Annotated in this window: 23 protein-coding genes; 11 read left to right on the forward strand and 12 right to left on the reverse strand. The window is 37.5% G+C overall.

Annotation, left to right across the window (positions count from 1 at the left end; genetic code table 11):
- Positions 1-2: 2 nt before the first annotated feature.
- The 6 genes from ugpE to V5N67_RS03870 form a co-directional block, all read right to left on the reverse strand.
- Positions 3-854, reverse strand: coding sequence for a sn-glycerol-3-phosphate ABC transporter permease UgpE (ugpE, locus tag V5N67_RS03845; protein WP_332060587.1), 852 nt, complete (start codon positions 852-854; stop codon positions 3-5).
- A gap of 10 nt (positions 855-864) precedes the next feature.
- Positions 865-1,749 carry a sn-glycerol-3-phosphate ABC transporter permease UgpA gene (ugpA, locus tag V5N67_RS03850; protein ID WP_332060588.1) on the reverse strand — a complete coding sequence of 295 codons (885 nt, stop codon included), beginning with the start codon at positions 1,747-1,749 and terminating at the stop codon, positions 865-867.
- 106 nt (positions 1,750-1,855) lie between these two features.
- On the reverse strand, positions 1,856-3,178 hold the full coding sequence (gene ugpB, locus V5N67_RS03855; protein WP_332060589.1) for a sn-glycerol-3-phosphate ABC transporter substrate-binding protein UgpB: 1,323 nt from the start codon (positions 3,176-3,178) through the stop codon (positions 1,856-1,858).
- A gap of 379 nt (positions 3,179-3,557) precedes the next feature.
- Positions 3,558-4,484: a metal ABC transporter solute-binding protein, Zn/Mn family gene (locus V5N67_RS03860; RefSeq protein WP_332060590.1), complete on the reverse strand. Its 927-nt coding sequence runs from the start codon at positions 4,482-4,484 to the stop codon at positions 3,558-3,560.
- A gap of 1 nt (position 4,485) precedes the next feature.
- Positions 4,486-5,367, reverse strand: coding sequence for a metal ABC transporter permease (locus V5N67_RS03865; protein WP_332060591.1), 882 nt, complete (start codon positions 5,365-5,367; stop codon positions 4,486-4,488).
- 3 nt (positions 5,368-5,370) lie between these two features.
- Positions 5,371-6,123 carry an ABC transporter ATP-binding protein gene (locus tag V5N67_RS03870; protein WP_332060592.1) on the reverse strand — a complete coding sequence of 251 codons (753 nt, stop codon included), beginning with the start codon at positions 6,121-6,123 and terminating at the stop codon, positions 5,371-5,373.
- Positions 6,124-6,857: 734 nt separating this feature from the next.
- On the opposite strand from V5N67_RS03870, the gene nrdH reads away from it, so the two are divergent.
- The 4 genes from nrdH (at position 6,858) to nrdF (ending at position 10,858) form a co-directional block, all read left to right on the forward strand.
- On the forward strand, positions 6,858-7,082 hold the full coding sequence (nrdH, locus tag V5N67_RS03875) for a glutaredoxin-like protein NrdH (RefSeq protein ID WP_332060666.1): 225 nt from the start codon (positions 6,858-6,860) through the stop codon (positions 7,080-7,082).
- Between the two features lie 15 nt (positions 7,083-7,097).
- Positions 7,098-7,481 carry a class Ib ribonucleoside-diphosphate reductase assembly flavoprotein NrdI gene (gene nrdI, locus V5N67_RS03880; RefSeq protein WP_332060593.1) on the forward strand — a complete coding sequence of 128 codons (384 nt, stop codon included), beginning with the start codon at positions 7,098-7,100 and terminating at the stop codon, positions 7,479-7,481.
- Positions 7,482-7,791: 310 nt separating this feature from the next.
- The gene (gene nrdE, locus V5N67_RS03885) at positions 7,792-9,873 is read left to right on the forward strand and encodes a class 1b ribonucleoside-diphosphate reductase subunit alpha (protein ID WP_442879241.1); all 2,082 of its coding nucleotides are present in this window, start codon (positions 7,792-7,794) and stop codon (positions 9,871-9,873) included.
- A gap of 10 nt (positions 9,874-9,883) precedes the next feature.
- Complete coding sequence (gene nrdF, locus V5N67_RS03890) at positions 9,884-10,858, forward strand: class 1b ribonucleoside-diphosphate reductase subunit beta (RefSeq protein WP_332060594.1); 975 nt, start codon at positions 9,884-9,886, stop codon at positions 10,856-10,858.
- Here the strand turns inward: nrdF and prmC are convergent.
- From prmC to secA, 4 genes are all read right to left on the reverse strand, one after another.
- Positions 10,855-11,721: a peptide chain release factor N(5)-glutamine methyltransferase gene (gene prmC / locus V5N67_RS03895; RefSeq protein WP_332060595.1), complete on the reverse strand. Its 867-nt coding sequence runs from the start codon at positions 11,719-11,721 to the stop codon at positions 10,855-10,857. The genes nrdF and prmC overlap by 4 nt on opposite strands.
- Positions 11,722-12,798 carry a peptide chain release factor 1 gene (gene prfA / locus V5N67_RS03900; protein ID WP_332060596.1) on the reverse strand — a complete coding sequence of 359 codons (1,077 nt, stop codon included), beginning with the start codon at positions 12,796-12,798 and terminating at the stop codon, positions 11,722-11,724.
- 183 nt (positions 12,799-12,981) lie between these two features.
- The gene (locus V5N67_RS03905; RefSeq protein WP_332060597.1) at positions 12,982-13,473 is read right to left on the reverse strand and encodes a Fur family transcriptional regulator; all 492 of its coding nucleotides are present in this window, start codon (positions 13,471-13,473) and stop codon (positions 12,982-12,984) included.
- Positions 13,412-16,126 (reverse strand): preprotein translocase subunit SecA, encoded by a 2,715-nt coding sequence (gene secA / locus V5N67_RS03910; protein WP_332060598.1) that lies wholly within the window; start codon positions 16,124-16,126, stop codon positions 13,412-13,414. The genes V5N67_RS03905 and secA overlap by 62 nt, the downstream gene beginning before the upstream one ends.
- 419 nt (positions 16,127-16,545) lie before the next feature.
- Between secA and V5N67_RS03915 the strand changes: the two genes are divergently transcribed.
- From V5N67_RS03915 to V5N67_RS03930, 4 genes are all read left to right on the forward strand, one after another.
- Complete coding sequence (locus tag V5N67_RS03915; protein ID WP_332060599.1) at positions 16,546-17,499, forward strand: peptidylprolyl isomerase; 954 nt, start codon at positions 16,546-16,548, stop codon at positions 17,497-17,499.
- Positions 17,500-17,622: 123 nt separating this feature from the next.
- Positions 17,623-18,861: a bifunctional glutamate N-acetyltransferase/amino-acid acetyltransferase ArgJ gene (argJ, locus tag V5N67_RS03920; RefSeq protein WP_332060600.1), complete on the forward strand. Its 1,239-nt coding sequence runs from the start codon at positions 17,623-17,625 to the stop codon at positions 18,859-18,861.
- Positions 18,862-19,001: 140 nt separating this feature from the next.
- Positions 19,002-19,415, forward strand: a complete 414-nt coding sequence (gene mutT / locus V5N67_RS03925; RefSeq protein WP_332060601.1) for an 8-oxo-dGTP diphosphatase MutT — start codon at positions 19,002-19,004, stop codon at positions 19,413-19,415.
- A gap of 397 nt (positions 19,416-19,812) precedes the next feature.
- Positions 19,813-21,168 carry a cation:dicarboxylate symporter family transporter gene (locus V5N67_RS03930; RefSeq protein ID WP_332060602.1) on the forward strand — a complete coding sequence of 452 codons (1,356 nt, stop codon included), beginning with the start codon at positions 19,813-19,815 and terminating at the stop codon, positions 21,166-21,168.
- 31 nt (positions 21,169-21,199) lie between these two features.
- On the opposite strand, the gene V5N67_RS03935 is transcribed toward V5N67_RS03930, so the two are convergent.
- Positions 21,200-22,069, reverse strand: a complete 870-nt coding sequence (locus V5N67_RS03935) for a methyltransferase domain-containing protein (protein WP_332060603.1) — start codon at positions 22,067-22,069, stop codon at positions 21,200-21,202.
- Between the two features lie 191 nt (positions 22,070-22,260).
- On the opposite strand from V5N67_RS03935, the gene V5N67_RS03940 reads away from it, so the two are divergent.
- Positions 22,261-23,049, forward strand: a complete 789-nt coding sequence (locus V5N67_RS03940; RefSeq protein WP_442879238.1) for a ComF family protein — start codon at positions 22,261-22,263, stop codon at positions 23,047-23,049.
- A gap of 48 nt (positions 23,050-23,097) precedes the next feature.
- Positions 23,098-23,352: a glutaredoxin 3 gene (grxC, locus tag V5N67_RS03945; RefSeq protein WP_332060604.1), complete on the forward strand. Its 255-nt coding sequence runs from the start codon at positions 23,098-23,100 to the stop codon at positions 23,350-23,352.
- Positions 23,353-23,361: 9 nt separating this feature from the next.
- Here grxC and ubiG read toward each other — a convergent pair whose 3' ends face one another.
- A complete protein-coding gene (gene ubiG / locus V5N67_RS03950; protein ID WP_332060605.1) occupies positions 23,362-24,120 on the reverse strand; it encodes a bifunctional 2-polyprenyl-6-hydroxyphenol methylase/3-demethylubiquinol 3-O-methyltransferase UbiG in 759 nt (252 codons plus the stop codon).
- A 185-nt stretch (positions 24,121-24,305) separates the two neighbouring features.
- Here ubiG and V5N67_RS03955 point away from each other — a divergent pair, with 185 nt between their 5' ends.
- Positions 24,306-25,562: an aspartate kinase gene (locus V5N67_RS03955; protein WP_332060606.1), complete on the forward strand. Its 1,257-nt coding sequence runs from the start codon at positions 24,306-24,308 to the stop codon at positions 25,560-25,562.
- Positions 25,563-25,865: the final 303 nt, after the last annotated feature.

Here is a 25,865-nt window from a genome sequence, read left to right on the forward strand (position 1 = left end):
AGTTATTTCTCCGTTTCAATGAGGCCTTTGACAAAAAGCCGCTGCATAAAGATGACAATTAGAACGGGTGGTACCATGGCAACGACTGATATTGCCATAAGGATATTCCACTGGGGATCATGTTGAAGTGATTCTACAATAAGCTGCTTTAGAATAACGAGGATGGTTTGATGGTCTTGGTCTGTTGTAACAATAAGAGGCCAGAGATATTGTACCCATCCATAAATGAACATAATAATAAATAAAGCAGCAATATTGCTTTTGCTGAGAGGTAGCAGAATATCCTTAAAAAATTTAAATGGTCCTGCACCATCAATACGTGCAGCTTCTAAAAGTTCATCGGGAACAGTAAGAAAAAACTGACGAAACAAAAACGTGGCAGTTGCTGATGCAATGAGTGGAATAATCATTCCGCTATAAGTGTTTATCATGCCTAAGTCCGCAACTACAGTATATGTCGGGATGATACGGACTTCAACAGGGAGCATTAATGTAACAAAGATAAGGGCAAACGCAGTTTTTCGGAAAGGAAAGCGCATATAGACGATTGCATAAGCAGAGAAGAGTGAAATAATAATTTTTCCAATACTAATACCAAAGGCCATAATAAATGAGTTTATTAAAAGTGGTCCTAGTCGCGGAAGGCCGAGCTGTACAAGTTTATCACTAAAAATTGTTGTATAGTTTTCCAGAGCATATTTTCCAGGGAGGAGAGGAATTGTTCCTGTATTAAACGAAGCTGAACTATGGGTTGAAGCAATAATAGCGACATAAACTGGAAAACAAATAATGATAATACCAGCAATCAGGATAAGATGGGTCATAAACCTTAAAATAGGACGATTTTCAACCATGATTCTTCTCCTAATATTGTACGCGACGTTCAATCCAGCGAAATTGGATAAATGTCAAGACGATAACTATCAGCATTAATATGGCTGATTGTGCCGCTGATCCACCGATTATTTGATTTCTAAAGCCGTCATCATACACTTTGTAAACGAGTGTGCTCGTTGCACGTGCTGGTCCTCCGGCGGTCATGTTATCGATAATACCAAATGTATCAAACATAACATGATGAATATTTATAATAAGAAGAAAAAAGGTTGTTGGGGAAATTTGCGGGAAGATCACGGTCCAAAACCGTTTAAAGGGACCAGCACCGTCAATTGCCGCCGCCTCTATTTGAGAACGCGGAATAGATTGAAGAGCAGCAAGAAAAAAAAGAAAATTATAAGAAATTTGCTGCCAGCTTGCAGCAATCACAATAAGGATCATCGCTTGAACACCATTGATGCGATGATTCCATATAATACCCATTTTTTCAAGAAAAAAAGGGAAAATTCCAATGGTAGGATGAAAAATAAACAACCACAATATACCTGCCAATACAGGAGCAACTGCATAAGGCCAGAGCAAAAGCATCGTATAAGCCTTTTTTGCATGGATAACACGATCAACAGAAGCAGCTAAAAGAAGTGATATTGTCATTGCAACAATAGTAACAGAGACGGAGAATATCGCGGTCGTGAGCAATGATTTTATATAAATAGGATCAGAGAAGATCGTTATATAATTTTCAAAGCCAATAAATGTTGTCGTAAATCCAAAAGGATCCTCACGTACAAAAGAAAGCTTTATTGTTTGAGCAGCAGGCAGAAGAAAAAACAGAAAAGTTACTGTAAGTTGAGGGAAGAGTAGCCAATAAGGAAGTCGGCTATTTTTAAAATATGCATATTTTTCTTGCATTTTTTGGGTTCTTTAATGAGACATATTAGCAAATTAGCGATAAAAGAATTAGAAAAACCCAATTTTTAGGCTGGGTTTTTTAATTTTTAACGGCAATCATTAAATTTTAATGATTGGCTTTTTCGAATTCACGGAGAATTTTATTACCACGTTCAACAGCTGTGTCTAACCCACTCTTTGGTAGCTTAGAGCCGCTGAGAACAGCTTCCAATTCTTGATCAAGAATAGAACGAATTTGTGGTAAATTACCAAACCTTATTCCTTTTGAGTTAACTGTTGGTGGATTGAGATTAATCTGTTTGATGGCTATATCTGCGCCCAGATTTTGATCGTAAAAATGTTGTTCTTTGCTTAATTCATAAGCAGCCTTTGTAATTGGAAGATAACCTGTCTTTTGATGCCATTTTGCTTGATTATCTGCTTTTGAAAGGAATTTAAGGAAAGCAGCTGCTCCCGCATATTCTTTTGAAGTATGACCTTTCAATACCCAAATGGAAGCACCACCAATAATTGAATTTTGTGGAGCGCCTCCTATATCATAATAAGGCAGCATACCAAATCCAACATTAAATTGAGCTTCGGAAACAATCCCAGAGCGCGAACCTGAAGATTGTATAAAAATTGCGCAATTTTGTGCCATAAACATTGGTGTTGCATCTAATGCGCCAGAAGGGCCACCATAGCGAAAAATACCTTGATCAGACCACTTTTTAAGATCGGTCCACATACGCACTTGTAAAGGCCCATTAAACGTGAGCTCTGAATCAAGTCCGCTAAAACCATTTTCTTTCGTTCCAAAGGGAATATTATGCAAAGCTGAAAAATTTTCTATACCAACCCATTGGGCAGCATAAGCCATTGTAAAACCACAGCTTGCTGCTTTAGCATCAAGAATTTTTTTTGAGAAATTTTCAATATCTTGCCATGTTTTAGGCGGTTGTTCTGGGTCAAGACCTGCTTTTTTAAAGATATCTTTGTTGTAATAAAGTATTGGCGTTGAAGCATTAAATGGCAGAGATAGCATGCGCCCATGAGAATCGGAGTAATAGCTGCTGATAGCAGGCAAATAATCTGTAGGATCGAATTCTTGTTTTGTATCGGTCATAAGTTGATGAACTGGATAAACCGCACCTTTTGCAGCCATCATAGTTCCAGTACCAACTTCGTAGATTTGGGCGAGAACGGGTTGTTGTTTTCCGCGAAATGCCGCAATGAGTGAAATCATACCTTCTTCATATTCACCACGAAACGAAGAAACAACTTCGTATTCAGATTGGCTCGCATTAAAATCTTTAATAAACTCTTCTGTCTGTTTTCCTAGCTCACCACTCATAGAATGCCAAAAGCTGATTTTCGTTTGCGCAAAACCCACAGTCGCTACGGTAGTAGCGATCGTAAATACTGCTATGGAAAAATAAAGACGACCCATAGTTCACCCTTTTTGAAGTTATGGAATACAGATTTCCCCTAGATTACATATTACATATGAACATGCCATGAAGGTTCTGTTCTAAAAATATGTAGGTTCATTTAAACAGGAACCAGCAAAAGGTCAAACGAATTCGTTTAAATTTGTTAGTTTTTCCTTTGTGATTACTATCGTATGTTAACGAAACCGTTTTAGTTATTTGATGAAAGAACAAAAATGATTTAAAAATGGGAAAATTAGTAAGAGAAATCAAAGATATAAACAGTAAATGTTTTGCAGCTGATGTGATTGCTGTTTAGCTTTTGCACTACTTACTTTGTAATTTCTTGACGATATTTTTGAAGAAAATTGTTTGATTGTATTTAAATAATTTTATGTCTTAGCGTTTTGTGATCGCGCCGATAATGGTATCAACATTATGTTTCATCATGTCGAGATAAGTTGCAGCGGGACCATTTTTATTTGACAAGGCATCGGAATACAGTGTGCCACCAATTTTTAAACCTGTTTCTTGCGAAATTTGTTCTATGAGACGAGGATTGGAGATATTTTCAACGAAGAGTGCAGTTGCTTTATTCGTTTTAATTTGTTTGATAAGTTTTGCTACATCAGCGGCAGTAGCTTCAGCTTCTGTTGAAGCACTTTGAGGAGCAAGGATGGTAAAACCATATTCTTGAGCAAAATAACCGAAAGCGTCATGGGAAGTGATAATAATACGCTTATCTCTTGGAATGGTAGCAATTTGTGTTGTAATAATTGTTTGTACCTCATGAAGCTTTTGGATGTAAGCATCAGCATTTTTTCTGTAGCTTGCACAGGATGGTTGATCGACTTTACAGAAAGCTATGGCGATGTTTTTGACATAAGTTTCGACATTAGGGATAGTTTGCCAAGCATGTGGATCAATGTTGCTGTTATGGCTATTTTGTTCAACGTCATGTTCTTGATTTTTGATTTTGAGGAGGGGGATATTGGCGCTAACTTCGACAAGAAGTGCGTTTGTATCGCTTGCAGTGATAAGCCGATCAATGAAACCTTCTAAATGAAGACCGTTGATAAAAATGATATGAGCATTTTTAAGAGCTTTGGCGTCACGGGGTGTAGGGTTATAAATGTGAGTATTCGCGTTGGGCCCGACAAAAGTGGTTATAGAAATATGGTCGCCTCCTACATTCTTTATTAAGTCTGCAAGAATAGAAAAGCTCGCGACAACCCTAATTTTATTATGCGCAGAAGCAGAAGGTGAAAAAGAGGAAAACAAAAAGAGAATTCCTAGCAAAACAACTTGTTGAACAAATTTAGACACATTATCTCCTTAAGGTGAGGGGGAAGTATAAAATAAGGCGAGGGAACCATGCTACAATAAAACCGCGCGGACTTATGAGGCAGGAAAGAAGATAAATAAATCCTGCGGCGATAATGATAGCAGGACCAGAAGGAAGTGATAGATGAAAAGAAAGTAGTAGGCCACATGTGCTAGCGATGATTCCCAAAAAGATGGAAAGTATGCAAATAGGACCTAAGCGCGAAAGCCAAAAACGGGCTGTAATAGCGGGGATCATCATAATGCCGACAGAGAGTAATGTTCCAAGTGACTGGAAACCACCAACCAGATTTAACACCACAAGTCCAAGCAACGATATATGAACATATTTGCTTAATGGAGAGAGTGATTTAAAAAATAAGGGGTCAAAACTTTCTATTACAAGAGCGCGCCAAAAAATGCAGAGGCTGCACACCGTGATCAGCATTATAGTGGTGATGAGGTGGAGAGTCTGTGTATTAATAGCAAGCACTGAACCAAATAAGAGATGGAGAAGATCAATCGTTGAATCTTTTAGTGAAACAATAATGACGCCTGTTGCGAGTGCAATAAGATAAAAGACTGTCATTGATGCATCTTCTTTTTGAATGCTATTTCGTGAAATCAAGGCAGTTGCTACTGCAACGATAATACCAGCTAAAATTCCACCAAGTGTCATAGATATGAGAGAGAAGCCACAAAAAAGAAAAGCTGCGGCAACACCAGGGAGTATGGCGTGAGATATAGCATCTCCTGTTAAACTCATTCCACGTAACATCAAAAATACCCCAATGGGACAGGCGCTGATGGATAAAAGAATCGCACCGATCAGGGCGTTTTGCATAAAATGGAAGTCAATAAAAGGTGCAAGAAAAAATGCGTACACGTATTACAATCCAGTGTAGTGAGAATCATTGACGGGAGGGCGTTGTTTTAGTGGATTGCCATGGAAAGAGTTGGGTATGAGAGGTAACATAACGTGATGAGTGCTGTTGATGAAAAATTGTGCTGTTTTTCCATAAAAAGCATTTTGTTTGTTAATTTGAATCATGTGAGGAAAATGTTCTTGCACAATGAGGGGGTCATGGAGTGCTGTAAGAATTGTTCGGCCTTGTTGTTGCCAATAAGTAATCAGTGCAAGAAGGTCTTTTTGAGTATTACGATCTACACCATTGAAAGGTTCATCAAGTAAGATAATATCGGCATCTTGTACAATGATACGTGCGAAAAGGGCACGTTGTAATTGGCCACTTGATAGCGCATCAAGCGATCTGGTTGCGAGTGCTGTGAGTCCAACCATTTCAAGTGCATTCTGAATTTTATGTTGATAAGGACGCTGTTTTTTCCACAATCCGCAAAAAGACCACAGTCCTGTTTTTATAAGTGTTTCTACATCAATTGGAAATGTTCTGTCGATGTCGCACTGTTGAGAAAGATAAGCAATACGACTTTTTTTTGATTTTGTAATTTTACCGCTCATGGGTTTAATTAAACCAGCAATGGCTTTAAGTAGTGTAGATTTTCCAGAACCGTTGTCACCCGTGATTGCAACTAACGAGCCAGCTATCAGCTGTGCGGAAAAGTTCTGTATTATCACCCTGTTTATGTACCCTAATGTTATACCATCAAGAAGCAGACCCATAACCTATACCATTTTCATTATTTTGTCCGAGATAGCCATGTTATATAATTACAGTTATATAATTACATATGTCAATAAAATGTTATATAATTACATATATTTTGGGAATGAGTGGAGTAAAAATTTTCAGTAGTGGGTCATGAAAAATTAAAAAGCTGTGATTGAATGCTTCTTGATGATGTGGCGCTATAGAATTATTGGCGATTCTAATTTAAAATAGCCAATTTTATTAAGTACAAAAAAGAATAATAGTGTATTTTTTTATATTTAAATATTTTTTTGAAGAGTTTTGAAGAGTAAAGTAATATTTCTACTGAAGTATCTTTTAAAGGGAAGCTTTGTTAGTCAGTTAATTTGTATCATAAAAAAGCAAATAAAGATGTGTGGGAATGGCGGCTTGGGGCGCTGGTGTACTACATTGTTGATTTTTAAAAGGGTAGAAGGAGGGAAGTATAATGCAAGCAAGCGATTATTTTATAATTGAGGGAAGAGTTTATTATTTAAGTTGTAGGGTAATCATGTATTCTCATCATAATTTTTAAATTATTGACGTAAGGGTATGGGCATTTAAGTTATAGTTTAGAATGCTATATGTTATTCAAATTAGGGTATGGCTACATATGTTGTAGCTACATGCGTTTATGTAGAAGTGCTGGTTTTTGTTATTTTTGATTCTACGAAATTGTTAATATTAATTCTTTTAAGGGGCTTTTAGAATTGTGAAAGTTGAAGAGATGTCGGTTATTATTTATAGCAAGCCGTTTTGTGTTCAATGTAATGCAACTTACCGTGCCTTTGATGCTAAAGGCATTGAGTATCGTGTTGTTGATATTTCCCGTGATGAACAGGCATATAGTTTTATTCAATCTCTTGGGTATCGTCAGGTTCCAGTGGTTGTTTGCGGTGAAAATCATTGGTCAGGATTTAGACCAGATATGATTAATGGTCTTTGTGGTTAATGAGGTTTATGATTAATGGGGCTTATTGTTTATTATTCGAATGCAACAGGGAATACTGAGCATTTTGTCTCTCGGATTGGCCAACGACTTTTTAAGATTGATAAAAAAAAGCCATCTGTATTAGTTCACGAGCCTTATGTATTGGCTGTCCCTACATATGCAGATGGTGAAGGGAGAATGGCTGTGCCGAAAGCAGTTATTCATTTTCTCAATGAAGTAGAAAATCGCAAATTAATTCGCGGTGTCATCAGTGGTGGAAATCGTAATTTTGGTCGCAATTATGGTTTAGCTGGTAAGATCGTTTCTGAAAAATGCCGTGTACCTTGCCTCTACCGTTTTGAATTACGTGGGACAGATGAAGATGTTACTTATGTGCAAAAAAAGTTAAAAGAATTCTAGAGAGATTAAAAAATAAATTTCAGCATTATATGTCGTAACTAAAAATTAAATCGTAATTTTGTCTACATTAAACGATAGCAAAACTAAACATCTTGAATCTAGCAGAGGAAGAATATATAGTCCACTATAATTATAATATTGACAAAATTACGATTAACAATATCTACGAAATATACTTTGTATACTTTGTAGTACTGAAATAAAAGGGGTAGATATTTTGGAACTGGGAGAAAAAGAAGCTACCTCTTTAGAAGCTATCTCTTTTAAGCATGATATCGATAAAGTTATTGATTATCATGCATTAAATGCGATGCTTAATCTTTATGACGACAATGGTCATATTCAGTTTGATATGGATAGACTTGCTGCACGGCAGTATTTTCTCCAGCATGTTAATCAAAACACAGTTTTTTTTCATAATCTCAAGGAAAAAATAGATTACTTGATAGAAGAAGGCTATTATGAAAAATCTTTGTTTGAGCTTTACGACTTCTCTTTTATCAAAAAACTTTTTAAACGCGCTTACGCATTTAAGTTTCGCTTTCCTACTTTTTTGGGCGCTTTTAAGTATTATACAAGTTATACACTAAAAACTTTTGATGGGGAGCGCTATCTGGAGCGTTATGAAGACCGTGTTTGTCTTGTGGCTTTATATTTGGCGCAAGGCAATAAGGCTTTTGCTGAGAATCTTGTGGATGAAATTATTACAGGGCGGTTTCAACCTGCAACACCGACATTTTTGAATGCAGGAAAAAAGCAGCGCGGCGAATTGGTGTCGTGTTTCTTGCTGCGTGTTGAAGATAGTATGGAATCGATAGGTCGTTCGATAAATTCAGCTTTACAGCTTTCGAAACGCGGTGGAGGTGTGGCGCTGTGTTTAACGAATTTGCGAGAAGCAGGGGCACCGATCAAGAAAATAAAAAATCAATCTTCAGGTATTTTGCCTGTGATGAAACTTTTGGAAGATTCCTTTTCTTACGCCAATCAACTTGGTGCACGACAGGGTGCGGGTGCTGTTTATTTGCATGCACACCATTTAGATATTATGAAATTTTTAGATACAAAGCGTGAGAATGCTGATGAAAAGGTCAGAATTAAAACTCTTTCGCTTGGTGTAGTTATTCCAGATATTACTTTTGAGCTTGCGCGTAATAATGAAGATATGTATCTATTTTCACCTTATGATATTGAACGCGTCACAGGCCAATCTTTTAGCGATATTTCTTTGACGGAGCACTATCGGTCTTTTGTTGATAATGCAGAGATTCGTAAAAAGAAAATAAGTGCGCGTGTCTTTTTCCAAACATTAGCAGAAATTCAATTTGAGTCAGGTTATCCATATATTTTGTTTGAGGATACTGCTAACCGCGCCAATCCGATAGCTGGACGTATTGTTATGAGTAATTTATGTTCAGAAATTTTACAGGTGAGTGAAGCAAGTGAACTGGAAACGGATTTAACGTATCGCACTGTTGGAAGTGATATATCTTGTAATCTTGGTTCAATGAATATTGCAAAAGCAATGGAAAGTGATGATTTTGGGCGAACAGTGGAATCTGCTGTCCGTGCTCTCACAGCTGTTTCCGATATGAGCGATATTGCTTGTGTACCTTCTATTGCGAAGGGCAATGCTGAAAGTCATGCAATTGGTTTGGGACAAATGAATTTGCATGGTTTTTTAGCGCGTGAACAGATTTATTACGGGTCTCCAGAAGCGATTGATTTCACCAATATTTATTTTTATACTGTGACATATCACGCAATACGTGCTTCCAATTTGATTGCACGTGAGCGTCAAAAAATGTTTGCAGGGTTTGAAAAGTCAACTTATGCAGATGGCAGTTTTTTTGCAAAATATATTGAGAAAGAATGGAAACCACAATTTCCGCTTGTGCAAGAGCTTTTTGCGCGTAACAAAATTGTGATTCCGGACCAAAAAGATTGGCAAGAACTTAAAGAGTTAGTTGTTAAGTACGGGCTTTATAATCGTAATCTTCAAGCAGTGCCACCTACGGGATCTATCTCCTATATTAATCATGCAACATCTTCTATTCATCCGATTGCGGCAAAGATTGAGATTCGCAAAGAAGGAAAAATTGGACGCGTCTATTATCCCGCTCCTTATATGGATAATACGAATTTAAATTTCTACCAAGATGCTTATGAGATTGGTCCTGAAAAAATTATTGATACTTATGCTGCTGCTACACAGCATGTTGATCAGGGTCTTTCGTTAACGCTGTTTTTTCCTGATACTGCTACCACACGTGATATTAACCGTGCGCAAATTTATGCTTGGAAAAAAGGCATAAAGAGTATCTATTATGTGCGATTGCGACAAGTAGCGTTGAGTGGAACACAAGTGGATGGCTGTGTTTCATGCAGTCTATAGGAGATAGTTTATGACAAAGATTACAACCAAGAATCCTGTTGTTTCTGCTGTAAATTGGAATAGATTGCATGATGAGAGGGATCTTGAAGTTTGGAATCGTTTAACTGGAAATTTTTGGTTGCCTGAGAAGGTTCCGCTTTCTAACGATATTCCTTCATGGGCAAGTTTGAAGGAAGAAGAACGCAAGCTAACGATTCGTGTTTTTACAGGGTTGACTCTCTTAGATACGGTTCAAAATACAGTAGGAGCCATTTCACTTATGGCTGATGCAATAACAGAGCATGAAGAAGCAGTGTTAACAAATATTGCGTTCATGGAAGCAGTTCATGCGCGTTCTTATTCTTCTATTTTTTCAACTTTGTGTTCAACTGTAGAGGTAGATGATGCTTTTAGGTGGTCAGAAGAAAATGTTTATTTGCAAAAAAAGGCTAGACTAGTACTTGAGCGTTATGAAGCGAATGATCCACTAAAGAAGAAAATTGCTTCGACTTTACTTGAAAGCTTTTTGTTTTATTCTGGTTTTTATTTACCTATGTATTGGGCAAGTCGCGCTAAATTAAGCAATACAGCCGATCTAATTCGGCTTATTATTCGCGATGAAGCTGTACATGGTTATTATATAGGTTATAAATTTCAATTAGGGTTTGCAAAGCTGGATGAGGCCAAGAAACAAGAAATAAAAGATTTTGCTTTCGACTTGCTCTTTGATCTTTACAATATTGAATGCAAATATACTGAAGATCTTTATGATTCTATTGGATTGACGGAAGACGTTAAAGCTTTTCTTCATTATAATGCAAATAAGGCTTTAATGAATTTGGGTTTTGAATCTCTTTTCCCCCCTGAGGTTTGTCGTGTTAATCCAGCTATTTTAGCAGCTTTATCACCAAGCTCTGATGAAAATCATGACTTCTTTTCAGGCTCTGGTTCTTCCTATGTTATTGGCAAGGCAGTTGCTACCGTAGATGATGATTGGGAGTTTTAATGATCGTATGTAAAGAGAAGTCCGCGGGGTATATCACACAAATCTCTGTGCATTTTTATACACTGAAAGCCGTTTTTTTCAAATAAATCACAAACTTTTTTTTCTTGAGAATAGCCAATTTCAACAGCTACATGGCCTTTTTTGTTTAAATAATGCACCGCGTCATGTGCGATTTTTCGATAAAAATCAAGACCATCTTTTCCACCGATTAGCGCACGTAATGGGTCATGTAGACGCACTTCTTTTGCAAGATTTTTGATATCTTGTTCTGGAATATAGGGTGGGTTAGAAATAATGAGATCAAATCGATTTGTAACAGAATCAAACCAATCACTGAGAAGTGGTGTAAAACGATGTATAACTTCCGCATTTTTTGCATTTTTTATAGCGGTTTTGAGAGCATTTTCAGAAATATCGACAGCTACTGCATAGGATTGAGGAATTTGTTTAAGAATTGCAATAGCGATGGCGCCACTGCCTGTTCCCATATCAAGTAGCGTTGTTTTTCCTGATTGTTTTACATATTTTTTTAGGAGAGGTAAGACAAGGTCCACCAACGTCTCTGTATCAGGTCGTGGCTCGAGTGTATCTTGCGATAATGCAAAGGATATACCGTAAAATTCTCGTTTCCCCATGATACGATAAACAGGTTCGCCTGCAATACGTCGTTGTACAGCTTGTTCTAATTGTACCATTTGCTCAGGAGATAAACGTAAATTTGGTTGAATGATTCTATCAGATGCATTTGTATTCGTTATCCATTCAACAAGTATTTTGGCATCAAGATTAGCTTCAGAAATTCTATGATAACGCAATTTTTCTTGAGTTTGCTGAATGATCTTATTAAGAAAATGATCACTCATTCATTTATCATCCATTTCAGTAAGAAGAGTTGTTTGGTAATCAGATATGAGCGCATTAATAAGCTCATCAATATCTCCTTCTAATATGCGATCAAGTTTATACAAAGTGAGATTAATACGATGATCTGTGACACGCCCTTGTGGAAAATTATAGGTACGAATGCGTTCTGATCGATCACCAGAGCCAACTTGATTTTTGCGAGATGCTGAGCGTTCACTTTCTGCTTTTTGTCGTTCTATATCGAATAAACGTGCACGTAAAATTTGAAGCGCACGTGCTCGGTTTTGATGTTGTGATTTTTCTGCTTGCACTACCATAATTCCTGTTGGAATATGTGTAATGCGAACAGCTGAATCAGTGGTATTGACATGTTGTCCTCCTGCTCCAGATGCTCGCATTGTATCTATGCGGATATCTTCAGGGCGAATCTCGATGTCAATTTCTTCGGCCTCTGGAAGTACAGCAACGGTTGCTGCAGATGTATGAATGCGCCCACCAGTTTCTGTTTCAGGGACGCGTTGCACACGATGGACGCCTGATTCAAATTTTAGTTTAGAAAAGACCCCTTTGCCTGAAACAGTGGCAATAATTTCTTTATATCCACCAACTTCACCCTCATTGAGCGAAACAACTTCAACTTTCCAGCTATGAGAAGCGGCATAACGTTCATACATGCGGAAAAGATCACCTGCAAAAAGTGCTGCTTCTGATCCACCTGTCCCTGCTCGAATTTCAACAATGGCGCTTTTTTCATCAGCAACATCTTTAGGCAAAAGAAGAATCTGGAGCTCTTGTTCAAGTTTTTCCATTTTTTGACATAATGATGGAAGCTCTTCTTGGGCAAGATTGCGCATATCCACATCTGTTAGTTTGTCATTTATGATAGTTTCTAGCTCTGTAATTTCTGCATAAAGAGCGCTTAATGTTCGTATAGAAGTGACAATTGGCTGTAATTCTGCATATTCAGAAGCTAATTTTACATAAGTTTCAGCGTTTGGGCTTTTAGCCATTTGATTTTCAATTATTTCAAAGCGCTTTTCAAGTTGTTTTATACGATCTTGTGGCAGAGAAACCATGATAATATTAGCCTAATTTATTAAGTACTGGTAACTGATTATTTTATAGCATCATATAGAAGGGGACAATAAAGCAGAAAAGCTTTTTTGCCAATGAAAGCTACAGTGTAGGTTTTTATTGTAAACTTATGTAAATCCGATTTGCATGAAAAGCTTTTTAATTACACGTACGAAATCATTGATTTAAGGGTTGCGTTTTTTTCCATAAAGTTCAAGACGGCGATGAATGATATTATAGCCAAGAGATTTTGCAATTTCTTCTTGTAGTTTTTCAATCATATCAGATTGAAATTCTATAACTTTTCCTGTTTCTACATCAATAAGGTGGTCATGATGCTTTCCATCTGCTTGCTCAAAACGAGAAGGTCCACCACTAAAAGTGTGGCGATGGATTGTCCCGTTTTCTTCTAATATTTTCATGGTTCGATAAACGGTTGATAAAGAAATACTAGAATCTATTTTATTGGCATGCTGAAAAATTTCAAACGCGTTTGGGTGGTCGTTTGTGTCGATCAAAATATCAAGAATAATACGTCTTTGACGTGTTACTCTTAAACCTGCTGCGCGTAATTCTTTTTCATAATTTTTCTTATTCATTTTAATTGTTTGCTTTTCAGACGAAAGCTCCGTGACAATGTTTGTACTTTTTCTTTGAACCACAAGGACAACGTTCATTACGTCCAACTTTTCCCCATGTAGTTAAATCATTGGGGTCGCGGTCACTTGGGTTAACAAACCTATTTTCTTGTGATTGTACCCATAAGATGGGATCATTTTTTTTACCTTGGTCATTTAGGGCAGAATCATCTGCGTCAGTGTGTATAGGCATTGATTCTGTAGGTTGCTGGACGACCTCGAAACGCATGAGTTTAGAAATGACATTTCTACGCAAATTTTTGAGCATAGTCTGAAAAAGTTCAAATGATTCTGTCTTATATTCATTGAGTGGATCCCGTTGCGCATAACCACGAAAACCAACAGCAGAACGTAAATGATCTAAATTTACCAGATGCTCACGCCATAAGATATCGATGGTTTCGAGTAATACAGCTTTTTGGAAATAAGCCATAATTTCTGGAGAGTAGCGTTCAGCACGTTCATTTTCAAGTTTAATAACAGCATCTGATACGCGTTCTAAAATTTGTTCTGCAACAATTCCATCTTCTGTTGCCCATTTTTCTACTGGAAGCTCTAAATTGAAGAGCTGATGAAGTTCTTCTTGAAGTGCTTTTACATCCCATTTTTCAGCATATGTTTCAGATGGTATGTGGATTTCTACAAGATCTTCGATGACTTCATTGCGCATTTCAATGATCATTTCAGTTAAGTCATCTGCATTCATGATCTCCATACGCTGCTCAAAAATAACTTTGCGCTGGTCATTCATTACATCATCGTATTTTAATAAATTTTTACGAATTTCAAAATTTCGTGCTTCGACTTTTTTTTGCGCTTTTTCGAGGGCTTTATTAATCCATGGATGCATAATGGCTTCATTTTCTTTCAATCCAAGTTTTTGTAGCATGCCATCCATACGATTTGAGCCAAAAATACGCATAAGATCGTCTTGAAGAGAGAGAAAGAACTTTGAGCGACCAGGATCGCCTTGGCGACCAGAACGTCCACGAAGTTGGTTATCAATACGACGACTTTCATGGCGTTCAGTAGCAATAACGTAAAGACCACCAGCTGCTAGTGCTTTTTCTTTGAGCTGTTGAACATCTTCTTTTATTTTTTCAATTTTAGCAGTTCGCTCTGTTCCTTCAGGGATGTCTTGTAGTTCTTGTCGAATGCGCATTTCGACATTCCCACCGAGCTGTATATCAGTGCCGCGACCGGCCATATTAGTTGCGATAGTTAAAGCTCCAGGAACCCCTGCTTGTGCAATGATATATGCTTCTTGTTCATGATAGCGGGCATTCAGGACTCTAAAGTCGGTAATACCTTCTTTTCGTAAGCGTTCTGCCAATAGTTCTGATTTTTCAATAGAGGTTGTTCCAACAAGAATAGGCTGTCCTTTTTCATGCGCCTGACGAATATTATTTATAATAGCACGATATTTTTCTTCTGCTGTTCGATAGATTTCATCATCTTCATCACAACGTTGTATTGGTAAATTTGTAGGAACTTCAACAACGTCAAGACCATAAATATTATTAAATTCTTCGGCTTCGGTTGTAGCAGTACCAGTCATGCCAGACAATTTTCTATACATACGGAAATAATTTTGGAAAGTAATAGAAGCTAATGTCTGATTTTCTGGTTGAATAGCAACATGTTCTTTGGCTTCTAGTGCTTGATGAAGTCCTTCAGAGTAACGTCGTCCTGGCATCATACGGCCCGTAAATTCATCAATAATAACAATTTCATCATTGCGGACGATGTAATCCTTATCGCGGACGAATAACTTATGGGCTTTGAGAGCGTTATTGACGTGATGAACAATCATAACATTTTCTATATCGTAGAGACTCTCACCTTTAAGATGTCCAGCCTGTTCGAGCATTTTTTCAATTTTTTCAGTACCGACTTCGGTAAAAGTTGTTGTTTTTTGTTTTTCATCTATTTCGTAGTCTTCTGGAGTTAAGGCAGGAATAAATGTATCAATAAGGTTATAAAAATCGGTACGATCCTCTAGAGGACCAGAAATGATAAGAGGGGTGCGCGCTTCATCAATAAGGATAGAATCAACTTCATCGACGATTGCATAATGATGTTCACGCTGAACCATTTGATTGCGATCAAAAGCCATATTATCGCGAAGATAGTCAAAACCCAATTCATTATTGGTTGCATAGGTGATATCACATGCATAGGCTGCTCGGCGGGCATCATTATCGAGATTATGTAGAATAACACCTGTTGTTAATCCTAAAAAACCGTAGATTTTTCCCATGGCTTCAGCATCACGACTAGCAAGGTAATCGTTTACCGTAACGACATGAACGCCTTTTCCTTCTAAGGCATTGAGGTAAACTGGCAACGTTGCCATTAATGTTTTACCTTCACCAGTACGCATTTCAGCAATACCTCGGTCATGGAGTACCATCCCACCAATAAGTTGCACATCAAAAGGACGCATATTATAAACACGCTTCGCTGTTTCACGGACAGTTGCAAAAGCTTCCGGTAGGAGTGAATCAACGGTTTCGCCTTCAGTTAATCGCTGACGAAACTCATCGGTTTTTTGGCAAAGTTGTGTGTCACTTAATTTTTGGAATTGTTCTTCCAAAGCATTAATTTTTACGACTTTTTGACGAAAAGCTTTGAGACGACGTTCATGAGTAGAGCCAAAAAGACTACGTGCAAAAACACCTAAACCGACCATTTCTGGTCCTTTCCTTTATTGATTATCACTACAATTGGATTTTTCATATGTTATCCCCATACTCCACATCTTCTAAGGTGTTTAATATAACCAGATGCAGATGGTATTATGTATTATATTTATTTGTGCGTAATTTTTCACTTAAAATTATGAAGTAGAGATAAGGAGCTAAGTGCACTATGTCAACTTTAGTAATGCTATTTAGTTGACATAATTACGGAGTAATTTAGGGTATAATATGACATTTTTCTATATCATCATGTTTTCAGCATCATAAAGAGCGATAAGATAGACTAAAATAAGAGGAAGAATTTATATTTTTATAATATTACCAATTTATTTATCTATGTTTAGAGATGTAAAGTGTTATGATAAAAACTGAAATTTTGAGCATGCGTCTATTTTTAAGGAGTATATTTATGAAATTTAACTTTATCACGCTGTTTTTTATATCAGCTTTATTGGCGAGCACAAATTTGGGGGTGGCTGCTCAAAAAAGCACAGAATCTGCTCCAAATGATTTAAAAGCTTTGGAGAAAGATTCTGAAAAAACAGTTGCTGCTTCTCATGTTATGGCAGTTATTGATGGGAAGGAGATTACAGCAGGACAATTGGATGAGTTAGCACTTGAAATAAATCCTAACTTAGCGCGAATTCCTGATGAACAACGCCGTATAACGGTTTTAAAAGCTTACTTGGATATGCAAGTACTTACTAAAGCGGCAATTAGCAAAGGTCTTGATAAGACTGAAGCTTACGATAAACGTATGGCTGTGATGCGTGATAATGTTCTTCAGCAGCTGTATTTTAAACAGATGGTTGTTGATCAAATTTCAGATACTGATTTGGTAGCTCTTTATGATAAGGAAGTTGCTGCTTTGCCCAAAGAGGATGAAGTGAAAGCACGCCATATTTTGGTTAAAACAAAAAAAGAGGCAGAATCCATTATTACACGCTTAAATAAGGGAGAAAATTTTGAAGAGGTTGCAAAAAAGAATTCAACAGATGGTTCTGCTTCTGTTGGAGGCGATCTTGGTTACTTTAGTCGTGGTCAAATGGTCAAACCTTTCGAAGATGCTGCATTTAGTTTGAAAGTTGGAGAATACACCAAAAAACCCGTTGAAAGTCTTTTTGGTTGGCATGTTATTAAGGTGGAAGACCGTCGTTTAAAGCAACCTCCTGTATTTGATGATGTTAAAGAGATGTTGCGTACACAGCTTATAAAGGAGCGCTACCAAAAGCTTATTACTGATTTACGCAGTACGATAAATGTAAAATATCCTGACGCTAATGTTGAAAAGCTTATGCAATTACCTCATGAAAATGGTATTTCGTTTCCAAGTGAAACATCTAACGAAGAAGAAGTGGAATAGTACCTTTTAAGGCTGGGCAATTTGATACATTATTAAAGAGCCCAGCAACTTTTTTGCTAGAAGTCATTTTTTCGTAATCATTAAATTGCAGACAGCTTCATTTATTTTTATGGAAAACGTGTTGTGGTTCTAAAACTATTGCCTTTGTCTCCCCTAAAAATACCAGAGCTTCTGCCAATGTCTGGTGTGCGGATAGCAACAGCTGAGGCTGGGATTAAATATAAAGGTCGTAAAGATCTTCTTTTCATTATATTCGATGAGCCAGCAAGTGTAGCAGGTGTTTTTACACGTTCAAAATGTTCGTCTGCTCCTGTAGATCATTGTCGTGCATCGCTTCTTCATGGGGTTGCTAGGGGGGTTGTTGTTAATTCTGGGAATGCAAATGCTTTTACGGGACGAAAAGGAAAACAAACAACAGGTGCAATAGCGTGTGCTGCAGCAAGTGCTTTGAAGGTTAAAGAGAACGAAATTTTCGTAGCTTCTACAGGCGTTATTGGGGAGCCAATGGATGCATCCAGTGTTATAAGTCTTTTGCCAGATATGGCTAAGACAGCAAAAGAAGGAAATTGGTTGGAGGCTGCAAAAGCTATTATGACAACTGATACATTTCCAAAACTTGCTACACGCAGATTTGATTGTGGAGGAACAACTATTACCATTAACGGGATTGCAAAGGGTGCTGGTATGATTGCACCAGATATGGCAACGATGTTATCTTTTGTGGTGAGTGATGCGGCAATTTCTTCAGATATCCTGCAAGTCATGTTATCAGAAGCGGTTCAGAGTTCTTTTAACTCGATTACTGTCGATAGCGATACTTCAACATCAGATACACTCATGCTGTTTGCGACAGGAAAAGCAAAGGGAAATTTTCCCTGTCTCACAAGTAAATCTGATTCGCGTTATGAGATATTTTACAAGCAATTAAGTGAGCTTTTGCGTGAGCTTGCGTTACAAATTGTTTGTGATGGTGAAGGTGCCCGTCATTTAATTGAGGTTAATGTGATTGGTGCTACAACAGATAATGCTGCCAAGACTATTGCCCTGTCCATTGCAAATTCACCACTTGTAAAAACAGCTATTGCTGGTGAAGATGCTAACTGGGGGCGTGTGGTTATGGCGGTTGGTAAGGCAGGGGTTGAAGTAGACCGTGATCTGTTGACTATTTGGTTTGGTGAACATCGCTTGGCTATCAATGGTGAACGTGATCCTGAGTATGATGAAGAGACAATTGGTGCTTATATGCAAGGTAAACACATCACAATTCGTGTTGATATCGGTTTGGGCAGTGGTAAAGCGACAGTTTGGTCTTGTGATTTGACGAAGGAGTACGTTATGATCAATGGTGATTACAGAAGTTAGTTGGTCTGCCATAAGTTTAACATAGCGATATCTGTATCTGTAGATTCTTTTGGGGATTAGGTATGCGGATCTTTTCGTTTTAGAATGAGGGTTTATGGTAGAGGAAATGATTATTCTTATTATACCTGTGGGAGAGCGGCATGCGTATAAAAAATGCACTTCTTCTTGTCGTTGCATGTGCATTATTAGATCAAGATAATCGTGTTTTGCTTACAGAACGTCCTCAAGGAAAATCACTAGCTGGTTTATGGGAATTTCCTGGTGGAAAGGTTGAGAAAGGTGAAACTCCAGAAGCATCATTGATTCGTGAATTAGAGGAGGAGTTAGGTATTCATGTTCAGCCAAATAATTTATTACCTTTAACGTTTGTGAGCCATGCTTATGAAACATTTCACCTCTTAATGCCATTGTATCTTTGTTATCATTATGAGGGTGTTGCGCAAGGGCGGGAAGGGCAAAATTTAAAATGGGTTTTCATTGGCGATCTTGATAATTATCATATGCCTGATGCTGACAAGCCATTGATTCAAGTACTGAAAAATTTTCGTCTTTAATGTGTTTGTGAGAAAAGTATGTTTACAGATAAAAGCTTCCTCGTTTCATGAGGCATTTACGATGAAGAGAGCTCTGAAAGACTCCTTTTGAAAAAGAAGTTTTGTGGTTGTTACTGGAGATTATTCTATTTTCGCGTAAGCAACTGTTTAATCCCCACCGTAATGTATTCTTACTGTATCATCACATATTGAAATTTAAAGCAGAATATTTGTATTGTTTGTCTGGCAAAAGTTGAAACAACTATTAATATACAAAAAAATCTCTAACCTATAATTTTAAAAAATAACAATTTTTTGAAATTATAGCAAGTTTTACAGTTTGTTTCTAGATATTACATATTAATTTTGAGCTATGCATTATTTTTTATGTAAAGCATAATAATAGTGGGTGTAAACTATGGCATTTAATTTTTTTATTAACTTGTTTTTATTTATTATTTTTTTGTTATTGCTTTCTCAAAGTAAAAAAATGAAATGGAGTCTCTCACTACGTGTTATACTAGGTTTAAGCTTTGGTTTGATTTTTGGCAGTGTTTTACAGGTTATTTACGGAGAGGGTGAAACGACTCTGTTACAATCTGTTGAGTGGTTTAATATTGTTGGAGATGGTTATATTTTGTTACTGCAAATGATTGTTATGCCATTGGTTTTTATCTCTATCGTTTTAGCAGTCGCTCAGCTACATTCTATTGATTCTATTAGCAAAATTAGTATAATAGCGATCTCAATATTGCTTTTTACAACTGCTCTTTCAGCGCTGATTGGCGTTTTTGTGACTAATTCTTTTGGATTAACAGCGAATAGTTTGGTAGATGGTGGGGAAAATGTTTCTACTGCTCTTTGGTCCAACATTTCCCAGCTTGGGGATATAAGCGTACCAAAGATGATTTTATCTTTGATCCCTACGAATCCATTTGCTGAGTTAAGCGGAGTCAAGCATACGTCAATTATTAGTGTTGTTATTTTTGCAACATTTTTGGGTGTTGCGGTTATTCATTTAAGGAAAGATGATTCTGATAAGGGAGAAAAAGCTCTTTTATTCATTCAGGTCGCGCAATCTTGGGTTATAAGATTAGTCCGTATTGTGATTTCTTTGACACCTTATGGTGTTTTTGCGCTTATGACTAAGCTAGGAGCAACCTCGAATATTGCAGATATTTATAAATTACTGATTTTTGTTATCGCTTCCTATGTTGGTATTATCCTCATGTTTGGGGTTCATGGTGTGTTGCTTGGCATATCAGGGATTAATCCATTTCGCTTTTTCAAGAAGGTTTTTCCTGTTTTGATATTTGCTTTTAGTAGTCGTTCAAGTGCTGCGAGTATTCCTTTGAATATTGAGGCACAAACGCAGTGGATTGGTGTGCCACAATCAATTGCGAGTTTTGCAGCCTCTTTTGGGGCAACGATTGGACAAAATGGTTGTGCGGGTCTTTATCCAGCGATGCTTGCGACCATGATAGCACCATCTGTGGGGATTAATCCTCTCGATTTTACTTGGGTTGCTACCCTTGTTGGTGTTGTCACATTGAGCTCTATTGGTGTTGCTGGTGTTGGTGGTGGAGCTATTTTTGCTGCATTGATTGTGTTACCAATTATGGGATTACCTGTTTCTTTAGTTGCTGTACTCATTTCTATTGAACCTTTAGTTGATATGGGGCGTACAGCTCTAAATGTAAGCGATTCAATGCTGGCTGGGACTATTACAAGTCAGATGTTACGTACAATGGATAAAAGCATTTTTGAGAAATAATTTTTATGTTGAAGAGCTATAATTTCTTTGGTTATTTTCCTAAAATATCTGCAAGAGATATTTGAGCTGAGCCTGGCTGTAGAGGCTTTTGTTGATTGTGATGAGGAGCCCAGCCAGAGAGCCAGATGAAAGAAAAATTTGCGCGAATGCGACCATCAGGATCACTAAACCGTTCTGCATAGATTTCGGCAGCGCGAAGAAAAAAGCGTTTAGACACGGGGCGTCGTGAGCGATTGATGAGCGCATTTTGCATTCCCATAGCTTTAAGGTCATACATAAGATCAAACATTGTATTATAGCGTGTAGTCACATTTTCAATATCCGCTACGGGTAGAGCAAAGCCAACACGTTGTAAAAGCGCTCCTGCATCACGGATATCAGCAAAGGGATAAATCCTAGGGCTTGTTCCACCATAGATTTCAATTTCAGCTTGTAGTAAGCATTCACGCAATTCTACTAGCGTGCCAGCTCCTGCCATAACAGCAAGAAATAAGCCATCTGGTTTAAGAATATTTTTTATCTGACTAAGAACGCCAGGGGTATCATTGGTCAATTGCAATGAAAGGGGTGAAACAATGAGGTCACAATAATTTTGAGGAAAGTCAAGAATTTCTCGATGACGTAAATGAAATTTTTTGTCGTGACTCTTGTAGAGCATGTTTGTTTCAACGCGCTCTACGGAACAAACTTTACCAGACCTCATCAAAGTTTGCGTAGCAAGTCCAGTATGACCGTGTAAATCTAAGCCTAGTGTAAAAAGACGGTTAATAGTACGAAGACGTTTATAAAGATCCTCAGTTATGTGAGACAATAAAAAGTCGTTCCCTTTTTTTGCTTTTTGGAAAGCACGTTTGCGGTATTGTTCGATACGAGTATAATCAAAAATTAGAGGATGCGACATGTTATTGAATGCTTTCGATTTATGATATGGTATATTTTGAAAAGGTTCATTTTTGCGTAAGCTATGTCAAGTTTATGATGTGAAATAAAAACAGATTTTTAAGAATTAAAAATTTTTAAAGACATTAAATTTTATAAATTCTAAAATACGGAGGAAATTTTTGCACAAGAAGACTGAAAAAGCCTAAATTGATGATATTATACTTTTCAACAGTGGTTTTAAATGGCGGGGATATATTGAATAATTTCATTGAGCGCTTGATAACGATTTTATATCCGCCTCTTTGTCCTAAGTGTAAACAAAGAGTTTCTGCTTATGGTACTGTTTGTTCCGAGTGTTGGAAAGACCTTCAATTTATTACGAAACCTTATTGCCCTGTTATGGGAATTCCTTTTGTTTACGATATGGGAGATGGCTTTTTCAGTGGTGAGGCTATTCAAAATTCTCCTCCTTTTTCGCGTGTTCGCTCAGTTTTAGTTCATAAGGGGGTTGCACAAGTTTTAGTAACGCGATTAAAATATAGTGATCATATAGAATTGGCATCTTTTATGGCTAATTGGATGGTGTTTGCTGGGCGTGAAGTGATTGATGACTGTGATGTCATTATTCCCATTCCATTGCATTTTCGTCGCTTTTTTAGGCGGCGTTATAACCAGTCTGCTGAGATTGCTCGTTATATTGCAGCAAAGCAGAAAAAAATTTTTAAGCCTAGCTGGCTTGTACGTTGTCGGCATACGCGTCCACAGGTTAGCTTATCTGCTAAAGAACGAAAATTGAATGTGCGGAATGCTTTTAAAGTACCTTGTAAAGTTAAAAAATATATAGAAGGGCGTTCTATTTTGTTGATTGATGATGTTTTTACGACGGGTGCAACAGTTACAGCGGCAGCTGCAACGTTAAAACATGCAGGTGCTCGGCAAGTTGATGTTCTAACATTTTCGCGTGCTTTAAAAGAGGTTTCTATTTTTCCTGATTCTTAAAAGAGATTTCAAATTGACTGTATTAAAAAATATTGGAGAATTAATATTATGAAAGAGATAATAGTTTATACACGCCCTAACTGTCCTTATTGCGCAAAAGCGCGTGATTTGCTTAATAAAAAAGGCGTGGAATATACAGATATTGATGCGTCAACTTCTCTTCGTCAAGAAATGGTAAAGCGAGCGAATGGACGTAATACATTTCCACAAATTTTTATAGGTGATTATCATGTTGGGGGCTGTGATGATCTTTATGCTTTAGATGCTGAGGGTAAACTCAATTCTTTGCTGAAAGATGTGTAATAACTATGATTATGATATGTTCTCATGAAGCTTTTTTGCAAGAAGTAGATAATTAACATCCATATCTTTTGAACGATTCCAGCTATCATTTAATGGATTATAGGTAATGCCTATTTCGTCAATAATGGTTAGGGCATTTTCTGATAAGAAGCTTTTAAGTTCATAAGGTTTTATGAACTTTTTATAGTCGTGAGTTCCTTTAGGAAGCCAACGTAATATATATTCAGCACCTATAATAGCTAGCCCCCATGCTTTCCACGTGCGGTTGAGTGTTGAGATAAACATCAACCCTTGTGGTTTAAGCATTTTTGCTGTGGCTGTTATGAATAGATTAACATTAGCAACATGTTCAACAACTTCCATATTGAGTATTATATCAAACTGCTCTCCTTTATTGGCTAGTGCTTCTGCAGTAGTGGTGCGGTAATCAATTGAAAGGTTGTTTTGGGCTGCATGGATTTTTGCAACTTCAATATTAGTTTGCGCAGCATCAGCTCCCACGACCGTAGCGCCTAAACGTGCCATTGGTTCGCATAACAGGCCACCTCCACATCCAATATCGAGAACTTTTAAATTTTCGAAGGGCATAAGTGAGGCAGGGTCACGGTTAAATTCAAGACAGATTTTTTCCTTAATATAGGCAAGGCGTGTTGGATTAAATTGATGAAGTGGTCGAAATTTCCCTTGTGGATTCCACCATTCAGCAGCAATACGTGAAAAGTGATCAATTTCACTTTGATCAATTGTAGTGCGCGTTTTATTTGTCATGTCACTCTCCTTTTTTATGATCAAGTCAGGTGAATTTTACCCAAAGTCAAGAGAAATTAACATAAATATACTAGACTTGCGCAAATGATAGATATTCGGTATGTCAAAAAACTGGTTTGTTGATAGGGTCGTAGGGCTTTCATTGTCATTTGAGATAAGAAGCGTGTAAAGGTAAGAGTGTTATAATGGCACGGATTGTCATGAAATTTGGTGGAACATCTGTAGCAAATATTGAATGTATTCAAAATGTTGCGCGGCATGTTAAAAGAGAGGTAGTGGCAGGCAATGAGGTTGCAGTTATAGTATCAGCGATGGCTGGCAGAACTAATGAGCTTGTTCAGTGGACGCGTGACATTTCACCAAAATATGAAAATGTTTATGAATATGATGTGGTCGTCGCTTCTGGTGAGCAAGTAACAGCAGGTTTGTTAGCTCTTACGCTCCAAGCGATGGGAATGAATGCGCGTTCATGGCTTGGTTGGCAAATTCCTATTCATACGGATAGTGCGCATAGTGGTGCGCGTATTACAAATATTGATGGATCTTTTTTAATACAGCGTTTTCAAGAAGGTCAAATAGCAGTTATTGCTGGTTTTCAGGGGTTAGCTCCAGATAATCGGATTTCTACTTTGGGACGTGGTGGATCAGACACAAGCGCTGTTGCAGTGGCAGCAGCTATACGAGCGGATCGCTGTGATATTTATACAGATGTAGACGGTGTGTACACAACTGACCCACGCATAGAACCTAAAGCACGCCGTTTGACAAAAGTAGCTTTTGAAGAAATGCTTGAAATGGCTTCTCTTGGGGCGAAAGTTTTACAGGTTCGTTCTGTTGAGTTAGCTATGGTTCATAAAGTCCGTACTTTTGTGCGCTCAAGTTTTGAGGATCCCGATGCAGTAGACATGGGAGATCCAATGAGTTCTTCTGGAACACTTATTTGCGATGAGGATGAAATCGTGGAACAACAGAATGTTACTGGTATTGCTTTTGCTAAGGATGAAGCGCAAATTTCACTACGTCGGCTTGCAGATCGTCCAGGCATCTCTGCAGCAATTTTTGGTCCTTTAGCTGAAGAGCGAATTAATGTCGATATGATTGTGCAAAATACTTCTGAAGATGGTTCGAGAACCGATATGACTTTTACTGTACCATCAGCAGATGTAAAAAAAGCTGTTGCACTTCTTAAGAAAAATCGTAAAGAGATTGGGTTTGACGTTATCCAATTTGAAAGCGGTCTTGCGAAGGTGTCTGTTATTGGTATTGGAATGCGTAGTCATGCAGGTGTTGCAGCTACGGCATTTAAAGCTCTAGCTGAAAAAGGTATTAATATTCAGGCAATCACTACTTCAGAGATTAAGATTTCTATTTTGATCGATAGTGCTTACACTGAACTTGCGGTAAGAACATTGCATGCTGTTTATGGCCTTGAGAGTGGGTAAGCGCTTTTTACTTTCAAGAGTTTCCAAATAACGTGAGGTGTTCATCTAGCGGGGGAGTGAAGATCCTGTACAAATAATATTTTGTATAGGAAGAAAGTGTCATGTTCATTTAAACCCAATATGCTATGAAGGGATAGCTTCACAGATAAACAATTTAAGTTATAGTTAAGGTTTGATTTTATCTGACTGTTCATGTAATTGCGAAAAAATTAGCCGATAAGACTTATTTTAGTGATGTTTTGTACTTCATCTAAACGATTTTTGGGAGTTTTATTATATCCTTTTCCATGAGTTTTTACGCCT

It is taken from the genome of Bartonella rhinolophi, from assembly GCF_036576165.1.
Classification (GTDB): Bacteria; Pseudomonadota; Alphaproteobacteria; order Rhizobiales; family Rhizobiaceae; genus Bartonella.